Source organism: Dysosmobacter sp. Marseille-Q4140 (assembly GCA_018228705.1).
Taxonomy (GTDB): domain Bacteria; phylum Bacillota; class Clostridia; order Oscillospirales; family Oscillospiraceae; genus Oscillibacter.
This window is the reverse complement of record CP073694.1, coordinates 1113971-1140196: the sequence shown is the minus strand read 5'-3', so window position 1 is coordinate 1140196 and position 26226 is coordinate 1113971. Positions and strand designations below refer to the sequence as shown.

Here is a 26226-nt window from a genome sequence, read left to right as displayed (position 1 = left end):
GCGCGCATATATATGGAATCACAGCGCCTGGACAAGATCATCGCCTCCACCGGCCGTTTTTCCCGGCGGGAGGTAAAGCTCCTGGCCCGACAGGGCCGGATCCTGCTAGACGGACGAGCCGTCCGGGACACGGCTGAGAAGGCAGACCCGGAGTCGGCGGAGATCCTGGTGGACGGCGAGCCCCTGTGCTACCGCCGCTGTACCTGGGTCATGCTCCACAAGCCTGCGGGCTATCTCTCCGCCACAGAGGACGGCCGGGGCCCCACGGTGCTGGACCTGCTGCCGGCGGAGCTGCGGCGCCAGGGTCTGTTTCCGGTGGGGCGGCTGGACAAGGACACCGAGGGGCTGCTCCTCCTGACCAACGACGGACAGCTGGCCCACGATCTGCTCTCCCCCCGGCATCATGTGGATAAGGTCTACTATGTCCGCACCGCCGGGCGTCTGACAGAGGCGGACTGTGCCGCCTTTGAAGCGGGCATGACCCTGGCCGACGGCCTGCGGTGCCTGCCGGCCGGACTGGAGATCCTGACGGCGGGGGAGGAGAGTGAGGCGCTCGTGACGCTGCGGGAGGGAAAATTCCACCAGATCAAGCGGATGCTTGGCCAGCTGGGCAAGCCGGTACTCTATCTCAAACGATTACGAATGGGCAATTTGACCTTGGATCCGGCTTTGGAGAAGGGTAAGTATCGTTTTTTGACAGATAAAGAGCAGGACCAGTTGAAAAATTTTTGAGGTAGGCAGAATAAAATTCAAATCTTCGACAAAAAGGTGACAGCTTTTTTGTTGAAAAAAGAAAAAACGTCTTGCAATTTGCCAAAATTACCGATATAATATTATCATTGACAAAATGCACAAGATGACCGTGTGAGTTAAGGTGAGGAGGACGACCATGTCTGGAAGAATTTTTCAAAATGTGGTGCTGCAGCTAAAGGAGAACACTGATCGCACGGTGGGCGTCATTGACGCCGAGGGGATCGTCATTGCCTGCAGTGAACTGTCCATGATCGGCCAGCGCTGGGCAGAGCATGTGCCTGTGATCAACGGCGCCGGCGGCTCCATGATCTCCTCGGAGGGAAAGACCTTCAAGGCGCTCAACGGCTGGGGCAACCAGTTTGATTATGCCGCCTTTGCCTTCGGCGACAATGAGGTCAGCCGCACCGTCTGCGCCATGGCTACCGTGGCGCTTAATGCAGCCAAGTCCTATTACGAGGAGAAGCACGACCGGGGGTCCTTCATCAAGGACATCATTTCCGACAACATCATGCTGGGCGACATCTATATGCGGGCCAAGGAACTTCGGGTCACGGCAGACGTGCCCCGGGGCGTGTTTGTGGTTCGCTCCTTACGCAAGGGGGAGTCCGTGCCCACCGATGTGGTCCAGTCCCTGTTCCCGGACCGGCAGAACGACTTTGTCCTCAGCATCGGCGAGGGCGACGTGGTGCTGATCCGCCAGATGCCCGACGGCACCGGATTGAAGGATCTGAACAAGATCGCCTCTGCAATCGAAGAGACCCTCCGCTCCGGCAGCGAACCCACTGTGGTGGTGGGCATCGGCACTGTGGCTACCCACCTGCGGGATCTGGCCAAGAGCTACAAGGAGGCCCAGATCGCCATTGAGGTGGGCAAGGTCTTTGACACGGAGAAATATGTCATCAACTACGAGAACCTGGGCATCGGCCGTTTGATTTACCAGCTGCCCACCACTCTGTGCGAGATGTTCCTCCAGGAGGTCTTCAAGAAGAATCCCATCGACGCCCTGGACAAGGAGACGCTGTTCACCATCCACAAGTTCTTCGAGAACAACCTCAATGTCTCCGAGACCGCCCGGAAGCTCTTTGTCCACCGCAACACCCTGGTATATCGGCTGGAGAAGATCAAGAAACTCACCGGCCTGGATCTGCGGGAGTTTGACGACGCCATCACCTTCAAGGTGGCCCTGATGGTCAAGAAGTACCTGACCAGCCGGGGCATCGACTCCTGATCCGGCATACATCCGTATCTGCAAAACTCCGCGGCGGCAGCCGCGGAGTTTTTTTCGGGCGCCGGGAAAAGACTGTCATTTTTGTTACTTTTTTTACGGGGCCAGGGCAAGTTGTTGTTGCGCGCGGGGGAAAAACCGTATATAATGTGCCTGTATGAAGAATTATGTCGACCTGCTGCCGAACCGGCGGCAGGTGTTTCGGCAAGTAAACGCGCGAGGTGGCTCATGATACGCTTGAAAGATGTGGAAATGGAATATGAGAACGGGACCAAGGCTATCCAGGGTATCAGTCTGACCATTGAGGACGGAGAGTTCGTCTTTTTGGTGGGCCCCTCCGGCTCCGGCAAGTCCACCATCATCAAGCTGCTGACCGGGGAAGTGGAACCCTGCGCCGGCCGCATCATGATCAACGGCTTCTCGGTCAGCAACATCTCAGAGCGTCAGGTTCCGCTGATGCGCCGGACTCTGGGCGTCATTTTCCAGGACTTCCGTCTGATCGAGAAAAAGACCGTCTATGAGAACCTGGAGTTCGTCATGCGGGCGGTGGGATCCCCCCTGAAAGAGATCCGCAAGCGCATCCCCTATGTGCTGCGGCTGGTAGGGCTGGAGGAGAAGGCCAACAGCTATCCCACAGAGCTCTCCGGCGGCGAGCAGCAGCGGGTGGCCATCGCCCGAGCCCTGGTCAACAATCCCGATACCATCATTGCCGACGAGCCCACCGGCAATCTGGACCCGGAGCGGTCCCTGGAGCTGATGAGCCTGTTGGTGAAGATCAACCAGCTGGGCACCACCGTGGTGGTGGTGACCCATGAGAAGGATCTGGTGGACCGCTTCGGCAAGCGGGTCGTCACGATTGAATCCGGCCATGTCACCAGCGATGGCGTGGGCGGCTATGTGGGAGGACACATCCATGGCTAAGCACAATTTCGGCTATTTTTTTCATGAGGGCATCAGCAACATGTTCAGCCATGGCTTCATGTCCTTTGCCGCCATCGGCATCACGGTGGCTTGCCTTTTGATTATGGGGACCTTCACCTTGGTAGCGGTGAACGCCAACGCCCTGCTGCTGGACCTGGAGCAGGAAAATGAGATCCTGGCCTATGTGGACGACAGCTACTCCACCGCTCAGGCAAAGGCCCTGCAAAAGGAACTGGAGGCCATCCCCAATGTGGTCTCCGCCACCTTTATCTCCAAGGAACAGGCTACGGAGGACTTCGCCGCCGACTACCCTGACGAGGAGCTGTTCCAGAATCTGGACCCGGCGATCTTCCAGGACCGCTACGCCATCAAGGTGGAGGACCTGTCCCAGCAGTCCCAGACCTGCAGCCGGGTGGAAGAAGTGGATGGTATCACCGATGTCAACGCCCACGAGGAGATTGCCGGCGGATTCTTGACGGTCCGGAACGTGGCAACGGTGGTGTGCGTGGCCCTGATCGCCATTTTGTTCATCGTGTCGGTGTTCATCATCTCCAACACCATCAAGCTCACCACCTTTGACCGGCGGGATGAAATCGCCATCATGCGCATGGTGGGTGCTACCAACGGCTTTATCCGCTGGCCCTTCGTGTACGAGGGCCTGATGATCGGTATTCTGGGCGCCGTGATCGCCTTCGGGCTCCAGTGGGCGCTGTATGCAGCGGTGGCGCAGGGGGTGGATACCAACGACACCATGCAGCTGATCGAGATTATCCCCTTTAACCGGCTGTGGCTGCCGGTAGCTGCCACCTTCGCCGGTGCCGGCGTATTGGTGGGTGTGGGAGGCAGCCTCTCCGCCATTCGGAAATTCCTGCAAGTGTGAGGTGCGGCTTATGAAGAAACAGACCAAAGGACGCCGCTTTTTCCGGGCCTTGCTGGCTTTGACCATGGCGCTGCTGCTGTCCGCCGCAGAACTGACGCCGGCCCTGGCGGTGACCCAGGCGGACATCGACGCACTGAAAAACGAGTCCAACGACCTCAGCGCCGAGAAGAAGGAGCTCCAGGCCAAGCTGGAGTCCCTTGCTGCGGACAAAAGCACCGCCATGGAGCGCAAGACCCTGCTGGACCAGCAGATCGCCAATACCTCCGCCCAGATCTCCAACGTGGAGGAGCAGATCCAGCAGTATGCTGCCCTGATCTCCCAGAAGGAAGAGGAACTGATCCAGGCCCAGGAGGACGAGGCGGCCCAGTACGACCTGTTCTGCGACCGGGTCCGGGCCATGGAAAAGCGGGGCGAGGTCAGTTACTGGTCCGTGCTGTTCCGGGCGGACAGCTTCACGGACCTGCTCAGCCGTCTGGACATGATCAATGAGATCATGGCTGCCGACCAACGGGTGATCGACCAGCTGAAAGACCTGCAGGCCCAGATCGAGACCGCCAAGACAGAGCTGGAGACCAACAAGGCCGAGGAAGAAGCGGCCAAGAGCGAGCTGGAGGCCCGCAAGAGTGAGCTGAATACCCAGCGCAGCGAGGCCAACGCCCTGATCCAGCAGCTGGCCGCCAACGAAAGCGAGACGGAGGCTGCCCTGGATGAGCTGGAGGCGGAGCAGGATGCCATTCGGGCGGAGATCCAGCGGCTCAATGAGCAGTTGATCGCCCAGCAGGCTGCCAATGGAAACTCCGTTCAGTCCAATCCCGGCGGCTACATCTGGCCGGTGGACAGCCGCTATATCACCTCCACCGTGGGCGGCCGTGCCTCTCCCGGCGGCATCGGCTCCACCAACCACAAGGGCACCGACATCGGCCGGGTGGGCTACACCAGTCCGATTTATGCCTCCAAGGCCGGAACCGTCATCGTCTCCCAGTACTCCAGTTCCTATGGAAACTACGTGGCTATCTCCCACGGTCCCGGCAACACCACCCTGTATGCTCATATGTCCAGCCGGAAGGCATCTGTGGGACAGTACGTCAACCAAGGCGATGTCATCGGTATTACCGGCTCTACCGGAAACTCCACGGGACCCCACCTGCACTTCGAGGTGACGGAGAACGGCGTCCGGGTCAACCCTCTCAGCCACGGGGCAGAGCCGCGGATGGGCTATCTCACAGGCTATACGCTGTCCGGTTCGGCCTGATCCTGCGCCTCCTTCTGAAAAGACACATAAACTGCCCTCCCGCTCCGTAGGTATGGAGCGGGAGGCGGTTTTTTTATGTTTGGACTGTGGATCTGGGTCCCGCCGGAGCGGGGACAACGGGCTGTAAAAACAGCGGAACGGATGGTGCTCCATACGCATCTTTACAGCGTTCAGGTGGCGCGGGGACCGCGGACTCCGGCGGCGGTGATCCGGCGTCGGGCGGCTGCCGCAGCCCGAAAGCTGGAAAAGGCCGGGGTACGGCGGGTGGTGCTTCCGGATGACTTTGCGTATGGGGATGTATTGGAAAAGCGGGGGATCGGAGCGGTGGACACCCTGGCACTGCGGCGGGAGCTGGCGGCGGAGCAGACCTGCCGGGGACTGGAGGACCGGGGCCTGAGCGGAGGGACGGTGGCGGTGTCGGCAGATGCCATGAGCGCCGAACTGGTGCGGACTGTGACGGAGCTGTCCCTGCGGTGCCGGTATGTGCTGCTGGACGTCCCCTACGGCGGACCGGACCTGGCGGGCCGGCTGCGGCGGGAGTACGGCGTGGCGCTGCGGCTGGAGCCGGATCTGGCCCGGCTGGGGGAGGCGGAGGCCCTGGTGCTCTTCGCGCCCCGGACGGATCTGCGCCGGAACAATCCGGTGGTGGTAGAGGCTTACCGGGGTAGCGAGGCACCTCTGCCGCCGCTGCTGCTGCCGCCGGCGCTGGAGGAGCAGCTGCCGGCAGGCTGCTGCCGCATCCAGCTTCTGGCAGCGCTGCGGGAGAGCGGCGCCCTGCGGCCTGGTCAGATCTCCCTGGGACGGAGCGCAGCGGCGGGAAATGGCTCTGGCGCTTGACATTCTGAAATCCAACCTCTATAATACAACTCTATGATATTATAGAATAAGTATGTTCAGGGAGATGGAGGGGCCATTTTCCCAGGAAAATAGAATGCGGAAAGGAACTTTGGACATGGAAAAAGAGTACAAGATGAGCGCGGCCCGGGCGCAGGAGCTGCAGGAGGAACTGAATTATCTCAAGACCACTCGTTCCGACGAGGTGGCTGAGCAGATCAAGGTGGCCCGGGGCTTCGGCGACCTGAGCGAGAACAGCGAGTACGACGAGGCCAAGAACGAGCAGGGCAAGCTGTACTCCCGCATTGCCGAACTGGAGGAGATCCTCCAGCACGTGGTCATCGTGGACGAGGCTAACGCCCCCACCAATGTGGTCACCATCGGCTGCCGCGTGACCGTGGCCGATAAGAGCGGCAAGGAACTGCCCGCCTATAAGATCGTGGGCTCCCAGGAGGCGGATCCCATGCACGGCGCTATCTCCGAGGAGTCCCCCTTCGGCAAGGCCCTGGTGGGTGCCAAGGAGGGCGACACTGTCACCGTGGAGGCCCCCCAGGGCGCCATCGTGTACACGGTGCGTAAGATCGAGCGGTAAGGAGCGGAAGAGATGGCTGAACAAAAGACGAACCAGCAGCCCGAGCAGGACCTGAGCCAGCAGAGCAAGGTCCGCCGGGAGAAGCTGGCGGCCCTCCAGGCCGAGGGCCGGGACCCCTTCCAGATCACCCGCTTCGACTGGGACCACACCTCCGCTCAGATCAAGGAGAATTTTGACGCTCTGGAGGGCCAGAGCGTCAAGGTGGCCGGGCGCCTCATGAGCAAGCGGGGCATGGGCAAGGTCAGCTTCTGCGACCTCCAGGACCGCGACGGCCGCATCCAGCTCTACGCCCGTCAGGACGAGATGGATGAGGAGATCTACAAGCAGTTCAAGAAGTACGACATCGGCGACATTGTGGGCGTGGACGGCGAGGTGTTCCGCACCCAGCGGGGCGAGATGAGCGTTCGGGCGAAGACCATTACCCTGCTGAGCAAGTCCCTGCTGCCCCTGCCGGAGAAGTTCCACGGCCTCCAGGACAAGGAGCTGCGCTTCCGCCAGCGGTATGTGGACCTGATGGTGAACCCGGAGGTCAAGCGCAATTTCGCCATCCGATCCCGGTTTATCAAGTTCATGCGCAACTACCTGGACGACATGGGCTATATTGAGGTGGAGACCCCGGTTTTGAACACCATCGCCGGCGGCGCCGCCGCCCGGCCCTTCATCACCCACCACAACACCCTGGACATCGACATGTATATGCGCATCGCCACGGAGCTGCCCCTGAAGCGGCTGATCGTGGGCGGCATGGACCGGGTGTATGAGATCGGCCGCATCTTCCGCAACGAGGGTATGGACCCCAAGCACAACCCCGAGTTTACCACCGTGGAGCTGTACCAGGCCTACACGGATTTCCACGGCATGATGGACATTGCCGAGGGCATCCTCTCCGGCGCTGCCCAGGCCATCCTGGGCACCTATCAGGTCCAGTGGCAGGGCGAGGACATCGACCTGACCCCCGGCTGGCGCCGGCTGACCATGGTGGACGCCGTGAAGGAGTATGCCGGAGTGGACTTCGGCGCCATCACCGACGACGCCGAGGCCGTCTCCGCTGCCAAGGCCATCGGTGTGGAGCTGGCGGACGCCGCCGAAAAGACCTGGGGCAACGCCCTGTACGCCTGCTTTGACCAGAAGGTGGAGGAGCAGCTGGTCCAGCCCACCTTTATCACCATGTACCCGGTGGAGGTGTCTCCGCTGACCAAGCGCAGCCCGGCGGATCCCCGGCTCACCGAGCGGTTCGAGCTGTTCATCTGCCGCAGCGAGCTGGCCAACGCCTACTCCGAGCTCAACGACCCCATCGACCAGCGAGAGCGCTTTGAAAAGCAGGTGGAGCAGCGGGAGCGGGGCGACGAGGAGACGGAGATGCTGGACGAGGACTTCCTCACCGCCCTGGAGTACGGCATGCCGCCCACCGGCGGCATGGGCATGGGCATCGACCGGTGCGTCATGCTCCTGACCGGGGCCGACACCATCCGGGAAGTGATCCTCTTCCCGACGATGAAGCCACTGGATTAAAGACCCGTTGCGGCGCAAGGGTTTGCGGGTTTTTCACGAGCCTGAAAGAGCGGTTTTACACCAGTTTTACACCAGTTGGATTCAGCAGTAACACGTTTTTACACCTGATTTTACACCAGTTTTTAGAGAGCCTCCTAAAAGAGAAAGTGCCCGTGGCAGTTGAGCTACGGGCACTTTTTTTATACTTTTTCAGTTATTTTTATACACGGCGGTGCAACAAATGAAATGGGTTTAATTAGAAGCCATTGCGCGGGGGTGAAATGACCGGCTACACACGGCAGCTATTTGAATCCTCTGTCCACAGATTTTCTTTCTCACGATTTTTATATTCTTCCTGCTCTTCAGAAGTTGCCGGCCGGATCATGGCCTTTCCGCAGTCCGGGCAGGTATCCTCAGACGTTCTAAGGAACAGGTAATGACAATTATCACAGGCATATAGCATTTCAATCAGGCCTCGCTTTCGTGTTTACCAGTGTAGCACGGAGCGGGGCTTTTTTCAATCTATCAGGAGGGAGGCCGGCGAGATGAAGTGCCTGCTCAAATATCAATGGGTCAAACTACCCCGCAATCAGCTTCCGCCCGGCAAGGGCATTATGGCCTCTTGGGCTCGATTGGCCTCCCGTGCAGCCTTTAGGACTGGGCAGGCCCGGTACTGCGGTTACACCAACAAAGTGAGTGCCGGGGGCTGGGCAGGCGGCATCGTCGGTCTGAAGAGTATCCTGGCAATCAAACGTCGGCGGCAGGCCCTTGAACATATGGACACTCTGGCTGACCTCGGTTATATTACCTACTCACTGGACACAAAAACAAAGAAACTGACCTATCAAGTCACAGATTGGGTCGTAAGATGCTCTGGCGAGCCCTGTATGGGCCGTGAGGCGGTTTATGCGACAGAGGGGTATGGATTCCTCTGCCTGCCCAGGAACGTCACACAGAGGCTTGCAGAGCGGCATTATCAATTTGCTGAGGCAGACGCATGGCTCGACCTCTGGTGCCACACAGTTTGGCAGGAGCCCAGCAATGCGTTTTCCTTCTCGGCACCGGCTGTTCAGTTTGGGCAGTACGGCGCTGTTTTGACATTGGAATCCCTTGGCAGGCGTTGGGGATGGGAAAAGACGAAGGTCTGGCGCTTTTTCAGAAAACATGCGGATGCCTTCCCGCTGTATAAGCTGCCAGGCGCTTTCGGCTGCCTCATCTTCAATGCAGTCTATCCGACTGGAGAACAATTCACCTTGCCGTCCCAGGACAAAGTCGAGCGCATTTTGAGAGAAATACGCACAAAAGACGGGAATACGCACGAAAACCAGCAGAGCGACCATGCTCGCATCTGCAAGCTGGTCGCTTGGTACAGTCGTGCAGTGCTGCCCCGGGAACAAGAGGAGCGCCGTGTTGCATCTGAGGACTGCTATATTACGCGCGCGTATTTTTCTCCGTGTAAGATTTTAGAGTATGTTAGGGAGGACTGCCAAGGGATATCTCCAGCGACGCCAAATTTTGAATTATTCCGCGGAACCTTGCCACGGGCCGGGCCTGCGGATCAGGATGATGGAGGTATTGAAAATGGCAGATTTGAAGGCATCCCTCTGTGGTGAACTGCCGAATCAGGATAGTGCGATCCCCCAGGAGCAGCTGCGCGCCTTGCTGGAGCGCAGGGGGATCGTGGGAGATCCGGACATCCCCAATGCGAAAGCCCGGCTTGCGGAGCAGGAGCTTCGCCGGAATATGTACCATAACACCCAGGTCATGCTCAAGCACTACCGGGACATCGTCTGGGCCTTGGAATGCTTCCCCAGTGAAGTCGCACAGGAGCTGGATCAGCCGCTGAAGGATCTGGACGCGCTGCTCAGCGTAGTGGACACGCAGGTGGCGCTGGGGAACGCGAAGTTGGAGCACCGCCTGCTCAGCATTCGGAAGTCCCGCCTGCTGCTGGACCGGATCAATGAGGCCCTGACGGTCCTGCGCCATAAGCCGGGCAACGGGGAGCTGATGTATAACATCATCTTCCAGACGTTCATCACGCCGGACAAGCCCAGCCATACGGATATCCTGTACCGGCTGGATATCTCGGAGCGGCACTATTACCGGCTCCGCCAGCAGGCGGTCAACATCTTATCCATCCGGCTGTGGACGGCCCCAGCCGGCTGTCTGGATGCCTGGCTGGAGCTTTTGACGCTGCTGGAGGGGTGATGTCCTACTCTGCGGCAGAAAAATGGCAGAAAATTGGCAAGGTCGGTGCGGATGACAAGGGGAGTGCAGATGTGCTATCCTGTTATCGTCCAAAACTGGACCTGACGGCAGGGAGCCGCCTTGAAGTGATTGAGAACAGTCGCTTCGAGGCGGCTCTTTGCTGCAAATATGACGAAAAGGAGGGAAGCAAATGGCAAAGGACGAGAGCAGGAGGGATCGCTGGGTGAAGGCGTCCCAACGGCTGCGCAACGCTTTCCAGATGGCGGCGGTATCCTGTTACATGATGGTGCTGTTCGCCCAGCCGGCGGCTGCTGCGGACACCATGTGGACACGGTTCAGCACGATTATCGCAGATGTCTATGGCGAGCTGGTGGGCATCTCTACCATCGTGGCAGTGACTGCGGCTGCGGTGGCGCTGTTGGTGCGGATGATCTCCCGCAATGAGCGGGCCGTCGCAGAGGCGACCAGTTGGCTGAAGAGAATCGTCGTGACCTGGATCGTGCTCAATACCCTGGGCTTTGTGGTCGCCTACCTGCAGCCGCTGATTCAGGGCGGACAGTACACGCCGTCGACTACTCCCTGATTCCAGAAAGAGCAAAATCAAACCTGAGGAGGATATGTCAGTGAAGAACAAAATCTTATCTCTCACCGCATCGCTCCTGCTTTTGACCATGCTGACGCTGCCTGCGGGCGCGGTCAGTTTGGACGTGACGGATCCTGACGCCATGCTCCCGGTCGATATCATCCTCGACCAGGACAACAAGGAGATCCGCAAGGTGTATGATCTCTCGCCCAACACCGATCCCTCCACGCTCCCCATGGGGCAGTTTGAGCGGGATGGCCTCCTGTACGACTGCACCGATGTGCTGCGAGAGGTCATCATCGGCAGTGAGACGCAGGTCATCACCCAGGAAGAGAAGGTGGACAGCGACAAAAAGGACATGGACACGATTTTGTCCCTGCTGCCCCAGGAGAAAGAGGTCACCACGGAAGAGGGGTTTACCGGCACCCTCACGCTGGATCTGGACAGCATCAAGACCGAAGCGGCCGGGTATGGCAGCAGCACCCAGCCGGTCACAGCCACCAGGACCTACCCCAATCTTGCAAACCAAGACCTCAACCATCTGCCGAAAAGCATCACTGAGGGCGGACGGACCCTGACGCTCCAGGATGTCCAGTGGCAGACGGACAACACCTACAACGCCGATGACTATGAGATCGGGGATCGTTTTACTGCTGTCTGCACCTACGGCGGGAGCAAAACAGTCAGTTATGTGACGGGCTATACCACCACAGCCAACTACTCAGGTGAGGTCTACCGCACTGGGGTCACAGTGATCCGCTACACCGTCATTTTCACCGGCACGCCGATGGAGCCTGTTGCGGAGGAGCAGTCTCAAAGCGGCGGCCTCAACTGGCTCATGGTGGCCCTGCCCGCGCTGGTGGCTCTCGGCGCCGGTACCGGAGGAACATACTTTTTCATGAAACGGAAGGAGCGAAAGATGTATGAGGAACTGGCTGAAAGCAACGATGCTGCTGCTGGCCATCACAGCGATGATGGCGACCCCGGCACTGGCGGCGGAGTATGAGTTTGACGACTCGGACGGCCCCATGTATGCTCCGCCCACCTCCGTTGACCAGGTGATCGTGGTTGGCCGAGGGGTGACGGAGAGCAGTAACATCGACCGCAGCAAGAATACCGCCGTCATTGCGCCGCCTTTCGGCAGTCCGGAGTCCTATCTGCCTGGTGCCGGCACGACACTGATCCCCCAGTCCGGAACATCAACTGGCAGCAGCACCATCAGCGGTGAAACAATCTACCTGCCGCCGGCGTCCTACGATGAAAGCACCCCGGCCGCGGATACCAGCCTGAGCAGCAACAAGTTCACCCTCCCGGACGGCCTCTTTTATGAGGACGGCAGCCTGGGCCGGCTGAAGATCCCCTCTCTGGGGCTTTCCGTCAAGGTGTATGAGGACGAAAGCCTGGAGAGCCTTGCCAAAGGCGCCGGGCATTTCAAATCCACCTCCTGCTGGGACGGCAATGTTGGGCTTGCGGGCCATAACAGAGGTGTGGCCAACCACTTTGGACAGATCCACACCCTGGAGGACGGCGACAAGATCACTTACACCACGAAGCTCGGCACGCGCACCTATGAGGTGTTCTATGTGGGGCAGATTGAAGAAACGGATTTCTCCCGCCTGGGCCGGAGCAGCGAGAATATGATCACGCTGATCACCTGTGTCCGAAATGTGCCGGAGATGCGCTGGTGCGTGCAGGCCCGGGAGATCACCTGACAGTATTTTTGCAAAACTGACCTCTTTTCGATGTAATTAAGTCAAATATCAAGAAAAGGGGGAATCAGTATGCGTAAACTGCCCATCCTGCTGTTTACTGCCGTCTTTTCGCTTTCTTTGGCCCTGCCGGCGTATGCGGCGGAAAGCAGCAACAAAGAACTGAAAGCCGCTTCGCAGTACCTGAACAGTCATGGGATCATGGTCGGGGACGGGGAGGGGAATATGAACTTCAGCGCCCCGCTGACCCGCGCCCATCTGGCCACGATTCTTGCACGGCTGCACGGCGGCTCCGGACAGGTGGAGGAAAGCCGAGACTTCTATGCCGCCCAGTGCCAATTTCAGGACGTTCCAGACTGGGCCCGGCAATATGCCGGTTACTGCGCCTACCACGGCCTCATGGTCGGCTATGGCGATGGCCTGTTTGGCGCGGAGGATCCTGTGACGCCCACGGCAGCCTGCACCGTGATTCTGCGGTATCTGGCTCTGCCAGACCTGGTGTGGGATTACAACAGCGCCTGTAGCACCGCCTGTGATCTTGGCCTAAGTGAGCCTGCTATGACGGCTCAGGGAACCATATCCCGCGGTGATCTTGCGGTCATGCTATACCGCGCACTGACCGGAAACTTCCAGAGGACCTCCGCTGGAGCGACCGGAGCATCTGTTTCCATCAGTAGCTACAAGGGGAACATCCTGAAGGCGGGTACACGAAGCGGCCTGCTGGTCTATCCGTCGGACGCGCAACTTGAGCTGGTATCCAGCAATCCGGAAATCCTTACGGTAGAGCAGATCGCCGGGAATTGGGTCGCGGTCGCAAAGTCGCCCGGTACTGCAAGCATTTTTGTAGTTGCGGCAGACGGGGAACAGGGCCGTCTTACGATCACGGTATCCGATGTTGACGAAGGTCGGCCGGCAGCAGGAACTGATTACGCAGATAACCTGGAGATCCGAACAGAGATCCTTGCCCTTGTCAATCAGGTCCGGCAGAAATACGGCCAGTCCGCAGCCCCGGCCGATCAGTCGCTCATGGACGCGGCTCAGGACTATGCCACGCGCCGGAACACCTGGCACGACAGCCAGGAGGAGTGTGAGCTTGTCCTCGCTCATGGATATCCCTATGGGTTCAGCTGCAATTTAACAGTATTTACCAGCGTGACCGCGGAGGATGTTGCCAAAACCGCAGTGAAAAACTGGGTAAACTCCCCTGGGCATCTGCGAGCAATGCTCGACCCAAAGGCGGACAGTCTGGGCGTCGGTGTGGTGCGGTATGAGGGGGTGACCTACTGCTATTTATTTGTCGGAATGTCCGGCACCATCAATCCATACGCATAATACCTCAAACGCGGAAAGCCTTCCAGCAGCAGCTGGGAGGCTTTTTTCTTACACAATTTTCGAGAAAAGGAGTTTATCTGCATGGAAAAACTGAAACAATTTCCTGCTGCGCAAAAGCGCCTCGTTTGTATCCTGCTGGCGCTGATCTGCATGCTCGGACTCCTGCCCAGCACCGCTTTCGCGGCCGGCCCCAATACCATCGTTATGGAGGATTGCACGCATAACGGTGTCTATTATGAGTCTGCTGCCCTTAGCACCTGTTGGCTGCACCAGATGAAATTCGACTACAACGGTGACACCGTCATGGGATTTTGTGCCGATCACGGAGGCGGCATGGGCTGGTCACTTGAGGGGCATGAATGGAACAATCCCAGGGAAATTACCGACCCCACCGTGAAGACCATGCTGGCGTATTTCTATGCCCACAGCCGCGGGATCTTCACGGACCAGGCCCGCGCCCTGGGGGTGGACGAGGTCTGGAGCAGCGACTATACCTGGACCATGAACGCCTGGGTGCAGGCGGTGGTGTGGCGCTATCAGGAGAATCTCTTCTCTGATCCGGTAGCTGCCTGCGCCGAGGAGCTGCTATACGTTTATAACAATCTGGAGCACACCAACTACACCAGTATTGACGACGTTGTAGACGGGACCACTCTGCGCGACCGGGCGCAGTATATTTTGGATCTGGGAGCCCAGGGCGTCTGGGGCGACTGTAAAGTCTACGAGTACGACTACGCCGGCCCCGGTTCCGCCCAGCATCCGGCCTATGATGTTCAGAGCATCATCATTGGCGACTTGACCGTCACACGGGAGCGGTACCAGATGACCGTCAAAAAGGTGGATGCGACCAATCCCAACCTTGCGCTCCCCGGCGCCCGGTTCCTGGTGCAGAATGCCAACGGCACTTTTAGCCAGGAAGTCGTCACCGGAAGTGATGGAACTGTGACGATCACCAATCTGGAGGCCTCGACTTACTCTGTGACGGAACTGGATCCGCCGGATAATTACCAAATCGACAATGCCGGCCCTCAGTATGTCGTTCTGCCCAGCGCTACTGGTGAAACGACTGCAACTGTGACCTTCACTGACACCCCTATCCGTACGGGCGAAGGCAGCATCCGCAAAGTCGATGCCGATGATCCCACCAAGGGCCTGGCCGGCGCGGTCATCAAGATCGAGGGCGTGGACAATGAGTTCGTGGGCACGTACATCACCGGCGCAGGGGGCTACCTGGAGGACGTGCCCTGGGATGCCATGCCTATTGGTTCTTTTGTCGCGTCTGAGGTGACCCCGCCGAATGGGTACACCACCAGCAGTGATCCTGACAAGGTCCGCCAGGAGTTCTACTGGGACGGCAAGCATGATGTCGATTTGATTTTTGAAAACGACGCCAAGGTCAAAGTTCAGCTGATCAAGCTGGATGACTCAGATGACCCCATCGAGGGCGCCGTGTTCAATGTGGTCAAAGACGGCCAGGTGGTTGCCACGGAGGCCACCGACGCGGACGGCAGCATCATCGTTCCCAATGTTACCGAGGGGATGTACGCCTTTTTCGAGGTATCTGTCCCGGCCCCGTATGCCAAACTGCAGCAGCCGGTCATCGCCCATGTGGATCAGGCCACTGTGGACGGCGGCGGCACCGTCACTGTCACGGCGGTGGATCAGATGCTTCCGACCCTCACCATCCTCAAGCGGGACGGACAGACGGGTGAGGTGGTCCCCGGCGCGGTGTTTGAAATCACTGGCATTCATTACGGCTACCACATGGATGTGACCACCGGGCCGGACGGCACCGCGACCCTGACCGGCCTCCCCGTTGACAGCTACGAGGTGACGGAGATCTCCGTCCCGGACCCCTATGTGGTGGCGGCGGAGCCGACTCAGACCATCTGGCTGGGCCCTGGCGATGACCGTCAGTTGATTTTTGATAACCTCAAGCAGCCGGAGCTGACGATTGCAAAAGTAGACGCCGCGGACTCTACCACCCCGATCCCCGGCACCGTCTTTCGGATCGAGGCAATCGACGGCGATTATCAGCATGATGTGACCACCGGCCAGGATGGCACCGTCACCCTGCGGGTTCAGCCGGGCACATACAAAATCACAGAGCTGTCCGTTCCGGCCCCCTACTACCTCCCCGATAAGGACGCAGACCGGGAGCAGACGATCACGCTCAATGCCGGCGATGATAAAGAGGTGACGTTCAAGGACCACAAGGCCCCGGAACTCACCATTTATAAGGTGGACAGTATTGCAGGCGCTCCTGTTGAGGGGGCGCGTTTTCACGTGACCTATGCCAGCAATGGCGAAGCCGCAGATGCACCTGCCACCATCGACTATGGCGAGATCGTCACCGATGCCAACGGCGAGATCAAGCTCCACGAGCAGGGCCAGCGACTGTACCCCGGCGAGTTTACCATCGAGGAAGTTGAGCCTGCCCCTGGGTTCCAGATGAAGGAGCCCACCCGCCAGACAGTCATCCTCCACGGCGGCGAGAGCAAGACGGTGCGTTTTGAGAATACGCCGCTCAACGCAATTATTGTCGAGAAGTATGATTCCGTCACCGGTGAAGCCTTGGCTGGGGCCACCTTCCAACTGAGATTTTTGGGTGGTACCTCGGGCACCGGAGGAACCATCATCGGGCAGAAAGTGACCGGGCAAAACGGCACCGCCATCTGGACCGGCCTCACTGCGGGCACCTATATTTTGGAAGAAGTGGATCCGGCGGATGGATACAGCATTATCCAGTCCTCTGAGACGGTCTACCTGGCCGACAGCGGCGAGCAGTCCGTAATCACCGTGAGGTTCCAGAATATGCCGGACGGGATTTTGCTCGTCCGCAAGGTCTGCGCCACCAACCCCAGCGTTACCCTTCCTAATGCCGAGTTCAAAGTCACCTATGCGGACGGCACCCTCATCGGCGACAGCAACGGCATTTTTAGGACAGATGAAAACGGTGAGATCCGAATTGAGGGTCTGGCCCCCGGCAAGAGCGTCATCGTCACGGAGGTCTCCGCGCCGCCGGGCTATATCATCGACACACAGAGTCAGACGGTGCAGATTAAAGAGGGCAGAACTGTCACATTAACCTTTAAGAACCAGCCCAAGGGCGAGCTGATCATCCAGAAACGGGACAGCGCCACAAAGCAGCCCCTCCCCGGTGCGGAGTTCAGAGTTACAACCGCCGCCGGCTGCGAGGTGGGCTTGGATGGGGTAATCGGTGATTCCACCCTCACCCAGAACGGTATTTTTACGACCGACAGCAATGGAGAAATCCGCATCACTAATCTGGCCCCCGGGGCATACGTCATTTCTGAGATCCGCAGCCCGTCCGGCTATGTGATGGACGCCCCCTCCACCAATGTGGTCATTGGAGAGGGCGGCGATACTCAGACGGTGGTCATTACCAACTCCAAGGCCGGGTCCCTGGTCATCGACAAGCGGGATTCTTTGACAGGGGAGCCGCTGGAGGGAGTAACGTTCAAGGTCACTACTTCTACCGGCGAATTTGTCCCCGACGAGAACGGCTACATTTCAAGTAATGGCCTCTACAAGACGGACAAGGACGGCAATATCCAGATCGACGGGGTGGTGGGTACCTTGGTGGTGACGGAGGTGGAGACCATCCCCGGCTACACCATCGACCCGGCCCATCAGACGCAGACCGTCCAGGTCAATCCCAACGACACACAGACGCTCTACTTTACCAATACCCCCTCGACGACCCTCGTCATTGAGAAGTACATCGAAGGCACTACTACGCCTCTGGAGGGCGTTACCTTCCTGGTGACCGACAGCTCCGGCGCGGTGGTCGGTCCATCCAACGGCGAATATATCACTGACGAGGCGGGCCGAATCGTGATCGACGATCTGGAGCCCGGTACCACTGTCACCGCCCGGGAGATCAAAACGCTGGAGGGCTACGTCCTGGACGGCGCCCCGAAGTCGATTAAAATCAAGGCCGGCGAGGTGCAGATCCTCCGGTTTTACAACAGCAAGCAGGGCACCCTCGTCATCCGGAAACTGGACTCCGAAACCCATGAGCCTCTGGCCGGGGTGGAGTTTGAACTGACCTATGCGGACGGGGGCTATGTGGACGACGCCAACGGGCACCTTTCCAGCAAGGGCCTCTACACGACCGACCAGAACGGCGAGATCCGCATCAGCGGCGTGACTGGAACTATCGTGATCAAGGAGACCAAGACGATTGAGGGGTACACCATCGACGAGGCAACCCGCATCCAGACGGTGGAGGTCAACCCCGAGGACACCCAGACGATCACGGTGTATAACGATCCCATCGGCGGTGTGGAGATCCTGAAGGTTGATGCCAACCGAACCAGCAAGCGGATCCCGAACACGACCTTTGAAATTAGAAAGATCGACGATGAACTGATCGACACCGTCACGACGGATAAAAATGGCCGTGTGTTCTGCGCTCTTGAGAACGGCGCCTACTACGCCGTTGAGATCGAGGCAGGGGAGGGGTATCGCTTAGACGATACGCCGCATTATTTCGAGGTTGAAAACGGCAAGACCACCTCTATCAGCATTGAGAATGAGGCGTTCAGCGGTCTTCTCATCCATAAGGTTGATTCTACCACCGGAGAAGGGATCTATGGCGCGCATTTCTTGGTGTATGACAGCAGTAAAAACCCCATCGGCGAATACGTCAGCGATGACCGGGGCTATGTCTATGTTGAGGGACTCTCCAGCGGGCGCTACTATGTCCGAGAGTTGGACAACGAAGGCTACCTGGTGGATGATGAGCTGAAGACCGTCTATATCCGGGACGGGGCTACCACCGAGATCGAGTGGGAGAACACGCCTATCACAGCCCAGATCCAGATCTGGAAGAAGTCCGCGGACGACAATGCCATCAACGGCTTCCCGGCCGGGACCCCGCTGGAAGGCGCGGTGTTTGAGATCTACAACAAAGCCAATGCCCTTGTGGATACCATCGAGAGCAACAGCAGGGGACTTGCGGTGTCTAAGCCGCTGCCTCTGGGCCGCTATATCGTGAAGGAAGTGTCCAGTCCCCAGTATTACTCCGTCAGCGAGGAAGAAGTGACGGTGTATCTGGAGCATGAGGGCCAGATTGTTCAGATCGAGTTCCTCAACGAGAGCGTCTACACCAATGTGTCCATCGGCAAGAGCGGCTACACAGAAGTCGTGCCCGGCCAGGAGATCCGCTACACCTTCAAGGACATCGCCAACAACTCCACCGTTCCGCTGGACAGCTTCTACTGGCGCGACACGCTGCCGACCGATGCCGTGCGGCTGGATAAGATCATCACTGGCACCTATTCGGCCCGGCTGAACTACAAAGTCGTGTTCCAGACCAACCTCTCCAACACCCAGCGGGTGCTGGCCGACAACCTGAACACCTTGCAGAACTATACCCTGGACGCCTCCCCGGCGGCGCTTGGGCTGGCCTCCAACGAGTATGTGACCCAGGTCACCTTCCTGTTCGGCCGTGTCCCCGGCGGCTTCCGGCAGGTGGAGACTCCGTACATTTATTGTGATGTCCTGTCCGACCTGCCCCACGAATACCGCTTCGCCAACAAGTGCGATGTGGGCGGTATGTGGCGGAATCAGTGGATCCAGGCGACTGACCGGTGGGTGACCATCATCTACCGCGGCGGCCCGGTCCCGACCCTGCCCCGGACAGGCTACTAAGCACAACCGACCGATGATGGGGGCGGCCTCTGTGCCGCTCCCATCCATGTTGAGGAAACGAAACCATGTTAGATTGGATCTTTGAGGGCATAGCGACCTGGGTGGCCAGCGTGATGACCCAGATCATGGATGCCATCTCCGGGGTGTTCATCGGGGCACTGGGCACGGACATGACCGCGATGGAGGAATACTTCCCATTCGCTGTCAGTGCCTACACCATCATCCAGTACACGGCCTGGGCGCTGCTCTTTCTGGTGGCGGTCTGGCAGATCTTCCGCGCCTTCAGCGGCCCGCTGGCGGAGACGGAGAACCCTCTTGCAATTCTGGCGCGGGGCGCGATTTTCGGCTTTTTAATCGCCTATGCAAAACCCATCTTCAGCCTCGCCCTGGACATCGCGCGGGCGCCGTACACGGCGCTCATGGACTCCACGCTGGATCCCGGCGATTTTACCTTCGCGGGGATCGAGCAGGCGCTCACCAATGGGCTGACCACCCTCGTCTCAGTATCCACGGTGGTCGGCCTGATCCTTTTGATTATCCTGATGATCGCCCTGGCCTGGAACTACTTCAAATTGCTTCTGGAAACTGTGGAGCGGTATGTGCTCGTGGGCGTTCTCTGCTATACCTCGCCGCTTGCCTACGCCATGGGCGCGTCTAAAGCCACCTCGCGGGTCTTCCAGAGCTGGTGCCGGATGGTCGGCTCCCAACTGCTGCTCCTGGTGCTCAATGTGTGGTTCCTGCGCGCCTTCAACTCGTCGGTCGGCCAGTTCATTGCCAACGGCGGCGCGCTGACCAATGGCCAAGGCAATATCTTCCTATGGCTCTTTTGTGCCCTGGCGCTGCTGAAGATTGCCCAGAAATGCGACAGCTATCTGGCGGCACTTGGCCTGTCTGTGGCCCAGACGGGCAGCAGTATGGGCATGGAGATGCTGATGGCTGCCCGGGTGCTGACCGGCTTCTCCAGAGGCGGAGGCGGGAATGCCGCTTCCGTATTCGGAGGGGGAGCGCGGGGCGGCGCCGGTGCTGCTGCTGCCGGAACGGCCGGCGGTGTCGCCGCCGGAGGGATCCTGTCCGGCTTCATGAACCGATACCGACCCAACAGCTTTGTCCGCGATGCCGTGGTGGACGGCGGGAGCCGGATGGGCGCGGGCGGCGGCGTAGGCTTCGTGGGCAGGGCCTTCGGCGGCATGGCGGCCCGCAACGGGGCCACGCTGACGTCAAACTCCATATCCTCTGTGGCCACGCGGCCACCCAACGTCTCCGGCACCATCGGCGGAGAGATCGCCGACCGTAGCATTCCGGGCTATATGCCCCAGCTGGCGGGGGGAGCCGCGGCCAATATGACCTATTCCGGCACCCAGATCACCGGCGGGCACATCAGTACCACCGCCACCGCGCCGGATGGGCGGCAGGCCAAGGTAGACCTATACAGTACCGCCCAGCATGAGGCGCCAAGCACGCCGCACACGGTGGTCACGGCCGCCGACGGGAGTCAGTGGTATCAGGTTGCCTCCGGAGAGGGCATGGGCGCCTTCTATGCCACGCCCGCCTTTACTGGCGATGTGTCCGAGGCGGCCCAGGTCGCCGAGGCATTCCCCAGCGCACCGGACGGCACCCTGCTGCGGCAGGTGGACGAAGGGACTCTGGAGGCCAGTTACCCGGATGGCGGGAACAGCCTTTGGTACAACAGCGCCTACTTCCAGGAGCCGGATGCGCCCCATGAGGTTATCCAGGGTGCGGACGGCCTGAGCTGGTACGCGATGACGCCGGCTGCCGCAGTCCCGGAGTTCGAGCCGGAGACACCGGCGCCGTCGGGTGGTGGTCTGAGCCCATCTGCCCAGTACAACGCGGCGCTCTTTGGCCAGTTCATGCCTGGCTTCGACCAGCCGGTGGTGTCTGTGGACAGCTCCCGGTCCGCCGACGGTATTCTGGAGGTGCGCCACGAGGACGGCACCGGAACGGCTTTCTACGACCGGACCATGTATCAGGCGCCACGCGGCGACTACCATGTGTTTGAAGACAGCGGCGGCAGCCAGTGGTACGCCATCCCCGGCACGCCCGCTGTGGAGCGCCGGCCCGTCTATGAGGACGGCAGGCCGGTCTACGATGGCGACAAGCTGCAGACGACGACGGTGGAAACTATGCGCTACAAATCCACGCCGTCCCGCCACACGCAGCCCCAAAAGCGGCCTGTGACGGAGCGCAAGCCACCCAATCGGAAGAAACCCTGATCTGCGGGCAGACGCATCCATCTTCGGGCGCGTCTGCCCGACTCTTTTACCAGAAGCGAGGTGATCCCCTTGTCTGAAGAACAGCGCTTCGGCGATGGGCAGGACAACTACCTGCAAGGCATGCGGCAGGCCTCCGAGGCGGCGCGGCAGTTTGGCTCCGCCGCCGGCGGCGCCGGCGCCGCTGGAGCTGCAGGCTCCGCTGCGGGTGAGGCCGCGGCCAATGCGGCCGCAGCGACGGTGAAGGCAGGAGTAGAGGCTGGCAAAGCGGTGTCAGGAATTGCGGCGGGCACCGCAGTCGGCGGCCCTTGGGGCGCCGTTCTGTCCGCCGCCTGGTCGCTCCGGCACACTCTGTTCAAGATCCTCATTTTTATCTGCCTGTTCCTTCTCTTCATTATCATCGCGGTGGTGTCCCTGCCCTCCATCGTGTTCAACAACATTTTCCACACTGATCCATCCACCGTCGATCCCAACGGGCCGACGGAGGTGTCCGCAAACTTCGATGACCTGTCCGCCGTGGTGTCAGAATGTATCCAGGCCGGCTATGACGCCGCCCTGGCCAGGGTAGATCAAATCATCGCGGACGGCGGCTATGACTATGAGCTTTCCATGGAGGCGCTGGTCAACAACGCCCTCGTATCCGCAGACTACGACACCTGCTACGCCCTGGCGGCCTACTCCGCGTCCATGGGCCAGCGCGGCACCACAAAGGCGGATCTGCAGAGCAAACTCAATGCGGTGGCCGATCAGATGTATCGCGTGACCTATGAGGTAAAGGAGGCGCAGGTCCCGGCAGAGAGCAGGGAAGATACAGATGAGGCGGGGGAGGGCAGTGATTCGGAATCGGAAGAGGAGCCGGAAATGGAGACGGTGGAATATGTCGTCTGCACCATCCATCCCTTCGACCAGTCCGTGATCCTGGATGCCTTCGGAGTGGATGTGGACGCCACCTATGACCAGTTCAGCATCACCTATGGCGAGGCCATCCTCAATATGTCCAATGCCCTAAAGATGACCATGTACGGAACCGCCAGCGACGGAAGCGTGCCGCCGATCAGTGATGCGGAACTGAACCTGTTCCTGGCCAGCCTGGACTGCAGCGGCAAGCGGAAGGAGCTGATGCGCTGCGCCCTGTCCCTGGTGGGCCGTGTTCCATATTTCTGGGGCGGGAAAAGCGCCCCCGGCTGGAACAGCGAGTGGAACACGCCAAAGCTGGTGACTTCCGCCGGCTCCAGCAGCACAGGAACGATCCGGCCCTACGGGCTGGACTGCTCGGGGTTCACGGAATGGGTCTATCAGACGGCGCTTGGCGTCACCCTCTACGACGGGACATGGAACCAGTGGGATGCCACCCACGCCATCACCGAGGAGGAACTGCTGCCCGGCGACCTGGGCTTTATGGCGGTGCCAGGCACCGTCCCGGTCAATCATGTCCTGCTCTATGCGGGCGAGGACGCCGACGGAAATAAGCTCTGGGTCCACTGCGCCAGCGGGACAGGGGTGGTCCTCAACTCACCCGATTATGTGACCCAGTACCGCCGCAGGAACGATGTTGACCTGGAGGGCGACCTTGTCCCGGCGGCGCTTGATGTGGAGGAGGCCGGCGCAAGTGGATGACCGAGAGTTCAGCAATGTCTATACGATCCCGCCCAACTACACCGATTCCGGGAAGCTGTTGGGCGGTATGCTGGAGACCCGCAACACGATAGAGGCTGTGTTTTTGCTTCTGCTTGTGGGCTACCCAGAACTGATGTGGATGCTCCTGCCGGTCACCGCAAAGGTTGTGGTGATGACCATGACGCTGCTGCCGATGGGCGTATTCGCGCTCATGGGGATCGGCGGCGATTCCCTGCTCCAATTTGCCACGCACATCGTTCTGTTCTGGATGCGGCGTCGCCAGCTCCATTACAGGAGGATAGGTTATCACTATGGCACATCAGACACGCACAGGAAACTCCCGGGGGCGAAAGGCTCCGCCCGCCCGGGGAAGGCAGGCCGAGCGCCTGGAGTTCGTCCAGGACTACATCCCGATCAAAGACCTGCGAAACGGCATCGTTGAAACCACGGACGGCCGCTACCTGAAGATCCTGGAGATCGAGCCCATCAATTTCCTGCTCCGCTCCAATGAGGAGCAGTGGGGCATCATCTCCACCTTTGCCAGTTGGCTCAAGATCTCGCCCATGCGCCTGCAGTTCAAATCCGTCACCCGCAAGGCCGACTCGGACCGCTATGTGGCCGGTCTGGAGGCGGACATTGAAAAGGAAGATGTTGCCGCCTGCCGGGAACTGGGCGAGGGCACCATCCGCTTTATCCAGGAGGAGGGGAGCCGGGAGGCCCTGACCCGCCGGTTTTTCCTGATCTTTCAGTATGAGGCGGTGCGCCGGCAGTCAGACACCGACTACGGGGAGGTCTACGCCGCCCTTCAGACGGTGACCCAGAACGCCAGGACCTACTTCGCCCAGTGCGGCAACAGTATCGTGCAGCCCAAGGATGAAGACGCCTTTGTGGCGGAGATCCTCTATATGTACTTCAACCGCCGCTCCTGCGTGGAAGACCCTTTCCAGAGCCGGCTCAACCGCGTGGTGGTGGATGCCATGACGGCAAAGAAGCGGGTGGTGGGCGTGGATCCCGTGCCAAAGATCCGGGCCGTCAATTTCGTGGCGCCCCGTGGCCTCGATCTGAGCCATCCGGGCTATATCGTCATGGACGGTATGTACTACACCTACCTCTATATCCGCAAGAGCGGATTCCCGCAGCAGGTGCGGGGCGGCTGGATGTCCTCCCTGATCAATGCCGGCGAAGGCGTCGATGTGGATCTGCACCTTCGCCGGGAGATCCGCGGCAAGACCATTGACCGGGTGGCCCAGCGCATCCGGCTCAACCGCACCAAACTGCGGGAACTGCAGGACACATCCACGGACTATGAGGAGCTTGCCGGCTCCATCCAGGCGGGCTACTACATCAAGCAGGGCCTGTCCAGCAGGAATGAGGACCTGTTCTATATGACGGTGCTCATTACAGTGTCCGCCGCCACCCTCGACGAGCTCCAGTGGCGCAAGCAGCAGATGACCGACCTGATGAAGTCAATGGACATCCAGGTGGGGGACTGCCTGTTTCAGCAGGAGGCGGCGCTTCGCTCCACCATGCCGTTTCTCTACCTCGACCCCAGCCTGGAGCGCAAGTCCAAGCGCAACGTGCTCACGTCCGGGGCTGCATCCACCTATATGTTCACGAGCTTTGAGCTCTCGGACGACAACGGTATCCTGCTGGGCCTCAACCGGCACAATAACTCCCTGTGCATCGTTGACCCTTTCAACACCAAGGTCAATAAGAACGCCAATTTTACCATCTGCGGCACCTCTGGCGCCGGCAAGACCTTTACTATACAAGTGATGGCACTACGATTAAGAATGCGCGGCGTCCAGTGTTACATCCTGGCGCCGCTCAAGGGCCATGAGTTCAAGCGGGCCTGCCATAAAATCGGCGGCACTTATATCAAACTGGCACCCGGCTCCAGCGCCTGTATCAACGTCATGGAGATCCGGCCCACCCTCACACCGGAGATGGAGCTGATCGACGAGCTTGATTACAGCGATATCGACTCCATGCTGGCGAAAAAGATCCAGCAGCTGATGATCTTCTTCTCCCTCCTGATTCCGGATATGTCCAATGAAGAGGAGCAGTTGCTGGACGAGGCGTTGGTAAAAACCTACGCCAACTTCGGCATCACCCACGACAACAGTTCCATCTATGAGGATCCCGGCAGCGGAAAGGTCAAGACCATGCCCATTCTGGGCGACCTCTATGAAGTGCTCAAGGAGAGCCCGCTGACCGCCCGCCTTGCCACCATCGTCAGCCGGTTCGTCACCGGCAGCGCCCAGAGCTTTAACCGCCAATCGAACATCAATCTGAGTAACCGCTATGTTGTCCTGGACATTTCCGAGCTGAAGGGCAAGATGCTCCCCGTTGGCATGATGATCGCGCTGGACTATGTGTGGGACCAGGTGAAGGCCGACCGCACGAAGAAGAAGATGGTATTCATCGACGAGATCTGGAAACTGATTGGCGGCTCGGCAAACAGGCAGGCGGCGGAGTTCTGCCTGGAAATTTTCAAAATTATCCGAGGGTACGGTGGAGGTGCAGTTGCAGCGACACAGGACCTGTCCGATTTCTTCGGGCTGGAGGATGGCCGCTACGGGAGGTCCATCCTCAATAACTCAAAGACGAAGATTATTCTGAACCTGGAGCCAGATGAGGCGGAATACGTCAAGGATGTCCTGAAGCTCACCCGCACCGAAATCCGCAGCATCACCCAGTTCGAGCGCGGCGAGGCCCTGATCTCCAGCAACAGCAACAAAGTGCCGGTCATCATCAAGGCGTCCAGGGAGGAGCAGCAGATGATCACCACCGACCGCGCCGAGCTGGAGGCCATGCTCAACGAACTGAAGGCGGTGGCCGATACCGCAGAGGCTGCCGCTGTCCCGGACGGTGAGGCGGTTGAAGATAGCCGCGGCCAGGCGCTGAGTTAAACATCACATT

At 59.5% G+C, this 26226-nt stretch carries 19 protein-coding genes; all 19 read left to right on the top strand.

Going from position 1 to position 26226, the window contains the following annotated elements; genetic code table 11:
* Positions 1-12 precede the first annotated feature (12 nt).
* The 19 genes from KFE19_05705 to KFE19_05615 all read left to right on the top strand — a co-directional run bounded on the left by KFE19_05705 (position 13) and on the right by KFE19_05615 (position 26216).
* Positions 13-732, top strand: coding sequence for an rRNA pseudouridine synthase (locus KFE19_05705; GenBank protein QUO39001.1), 720 nt, complete (start codon positions 13-15; stop codon positions 730-732).
* Between the two features lie 157 nt (positions 733-889).
* Positions 890-1981 carry a helix-turn-helix domain-containing protein gene (locus KFE19_05700; protein ID QUO39000.1) on the top strand — a complete coding sequence of 364 codons (1092 nt, stop codon included), beginning with the start codon at positions 890-892 and terminating at the stop codon, positions 1979-1981.
* 225 nt (positions 1982-2206) lie between these two features.
* The gene (ftsE, locus tag KFE19_05695; GenBank protein ID QUO38999.1) at positions 2207-2899 is read left to right on the top strand and encodes a cell division ATP-binding protein FtsE; all 693 of its coding nucleotides are present in this window, start codon (positions 2207-2209) and stop codon (positions 2897-2899) included.
* Complete coding sequence (gene ftsX, locus KFE19_05690; protein ID QUO38998.1) at positions 2892-3779, top strand: permease-like cell division protein FtsX; 888 nt, start codon at positions 2892-2894, stop codon at positions 3777-3779. The genes ftsE and ftsX overlap by 8 nt, the downstream gene beginning before the upstream one ends.
* A 10-nt stretch (positions 3780-3789) precedes the next feature.
* Positions 3790-5031, top strand: a complete 1242-nt coding sequence (locus tag KFE19_05685) for a peptidoglycan DD-metalloendopeptidase family protein (GenBank protein ID QUO38997.1) — start codon at positions 3790-3792, stop codon at positions 5029-5031.
* 75 nt (positions 5032-5106) lie between these two features.
* On the top strand, positions 5107-5868 hold the full coding sequence (locus KFE19_05680; GenBank protein QUO38996.1) for a hypothetical protein: 762 nt from the start codon (positions 5107-5109) through the stop codon (positions 5866-5868).
* A 115-nt stretch (positions 5869-5983) separates the two neighbouring features.
* Positions 5984-6457, top strand: coding sequence for a transcription elongation factor GreA (gene greA / locus KFE19_05675; GenBank protein ID QUO38995.1), 474 nt, complete (start codon positions 5984-5986; stop codon positions 6455-6457).
* 12 nt (positions 6458-6469) lie between these two features.
* Positions 6470-7969 (top strand): lysine--tRNA ligase, encoded by a 1500-nt coding sequence (lysS, locus tag KFE19_05670; GenBank protein QUO38994.1) that lies wholly within the window; start codon positions 6470-6472, stop codon positions 7967-7969.
* Between the two features lie 524 nt (positions 7970-8493).
* Positions 8494-9561, top strand: a complete 1068-nt coding sequence (locus KFE19_05665) for a hypothetical protein (protein QUO38993.1) — start codon at positions 8494-8496, stop codon at positions 9559-9561.
* The gene (locus KFE19_05660; GenBank protein ID QUO38992.1) at positions 9530-10156 is read left to right on the top strand and encodes a hypothetical protein; all 627 of its coding nucleotides are present in this window, start codon (positions 9530-9532) and stop codon (positions 10154-10156) included. Before KFE19_05665 ends, KFE19_05660 begins: the two co-directional genes overlap by 32 nt.
* Positions 10156-10383 carry a hypothetical protein gene (locus KFE19_05655; protein QUO38991.1) on the top strand — a complete coding sequence of 76 codons (228 nt, stop codon included), beginning with the start codon at positions 10156-10158 and terminating at the stop codon, positions 10381-10383. Before KFE19_05660 ends, KFE19_05655 begins: the two co-directional genes overlap by 1 nt.
* Positions 10347-10739, top strand: a complete 393-nt coding sequence (locus KFE19_05650; protein ID QUO38990.1) for a hypothetical protein — start codon at positions 10347-10349, stop codon at positions 10737-10739. The genes KFE19_05655 and KFE19_05650 overlap by 37 nt, the downstream gene beginning before the upstream one ends.
* A 34-nt stretch (positions 10740-10773) precedes the next feature.
* Positions 10774-11745 (top strand): cell wall protein, encoded by a 972-nt coding sequence (locus tag KFE19_05645; protein ID QUO38989.1) that lies wholly within the window; start codon positions 10774-10776, stop codon positions 11743-11745.
* The gene (locus tag KFE19_05640; protein ID QUO39533.1) at positions 11687-12451 is read left to right on the top strand and encodes a class D sortase; all 765 of its coding nucleotides are present in this window, start codon (positions 11687-11689) and stop codon (positions 12449-12451) included. Before KFE19_05645 ends, KFE19_05640 begins: the two co-directional genes overlap by 59 nt.
* A 69-nt stretch (positions 12452-12520) precedes the next feature.
* Positions 12521-13780 carry an S-layer homology domain-containing protein gene (locus tag KFE19_05635; GenBank protein QUO38988.1) on the top strand — a complete coding sequence of 420 codons (1260 nt, stop codon included), beginning with the start codon at positions 12521-12523 and terminating at the stop codon, positions 13778-13780.
* Between the two features lie 81 nt (positions 13781-13861).
* The gene (locus KFE19_05630; protein ID QUO38987.1) at positions 13862-19459 is read left to right on the top strand and encodes a hypothetical protein; all 5598 of its coding nucleotides are present in this window, start codon (positions 13862-13864) and stop codon (positions 19457-19459) included.
* A gap of 65 nt (positions 19460-19524) precedes the next feature.
* On the top strand, positions 19525-21690 hold the full coding sequence (locus KFE19_05625) for a hypothetical protein (protein QUO38986.1): 2166 nt from the start codon (positions 19525-19527) through the stop codon (positions 21688-21690).
* A 60-nt stretch (positions 21691-21750) separates the two neighbouring features.
* Positions 21751-23304, top strand: coding sequence for a C40 family peptidase (locus tag KFE19_05620; GenBank protein ID QUO38985.1), 1554 nt, complete (start codon positions 21751-21753; stop codon positions 23302-23304).
* A 311-nt stretch (positions 23305-23615) separates the two neighbouring features.
* On the top strand, positions 23616-26216 hold the full coding sequence (locus KFE19_05615; protein ID QUO38984.1) for a hypothetical protein: 2601 nt from the start codon (positions 23616-23618) through the stop codon (positions 26214-26216).
* The last annotated feature ends 10 nt before the right edge of the window (positions 26217-26226 follow it).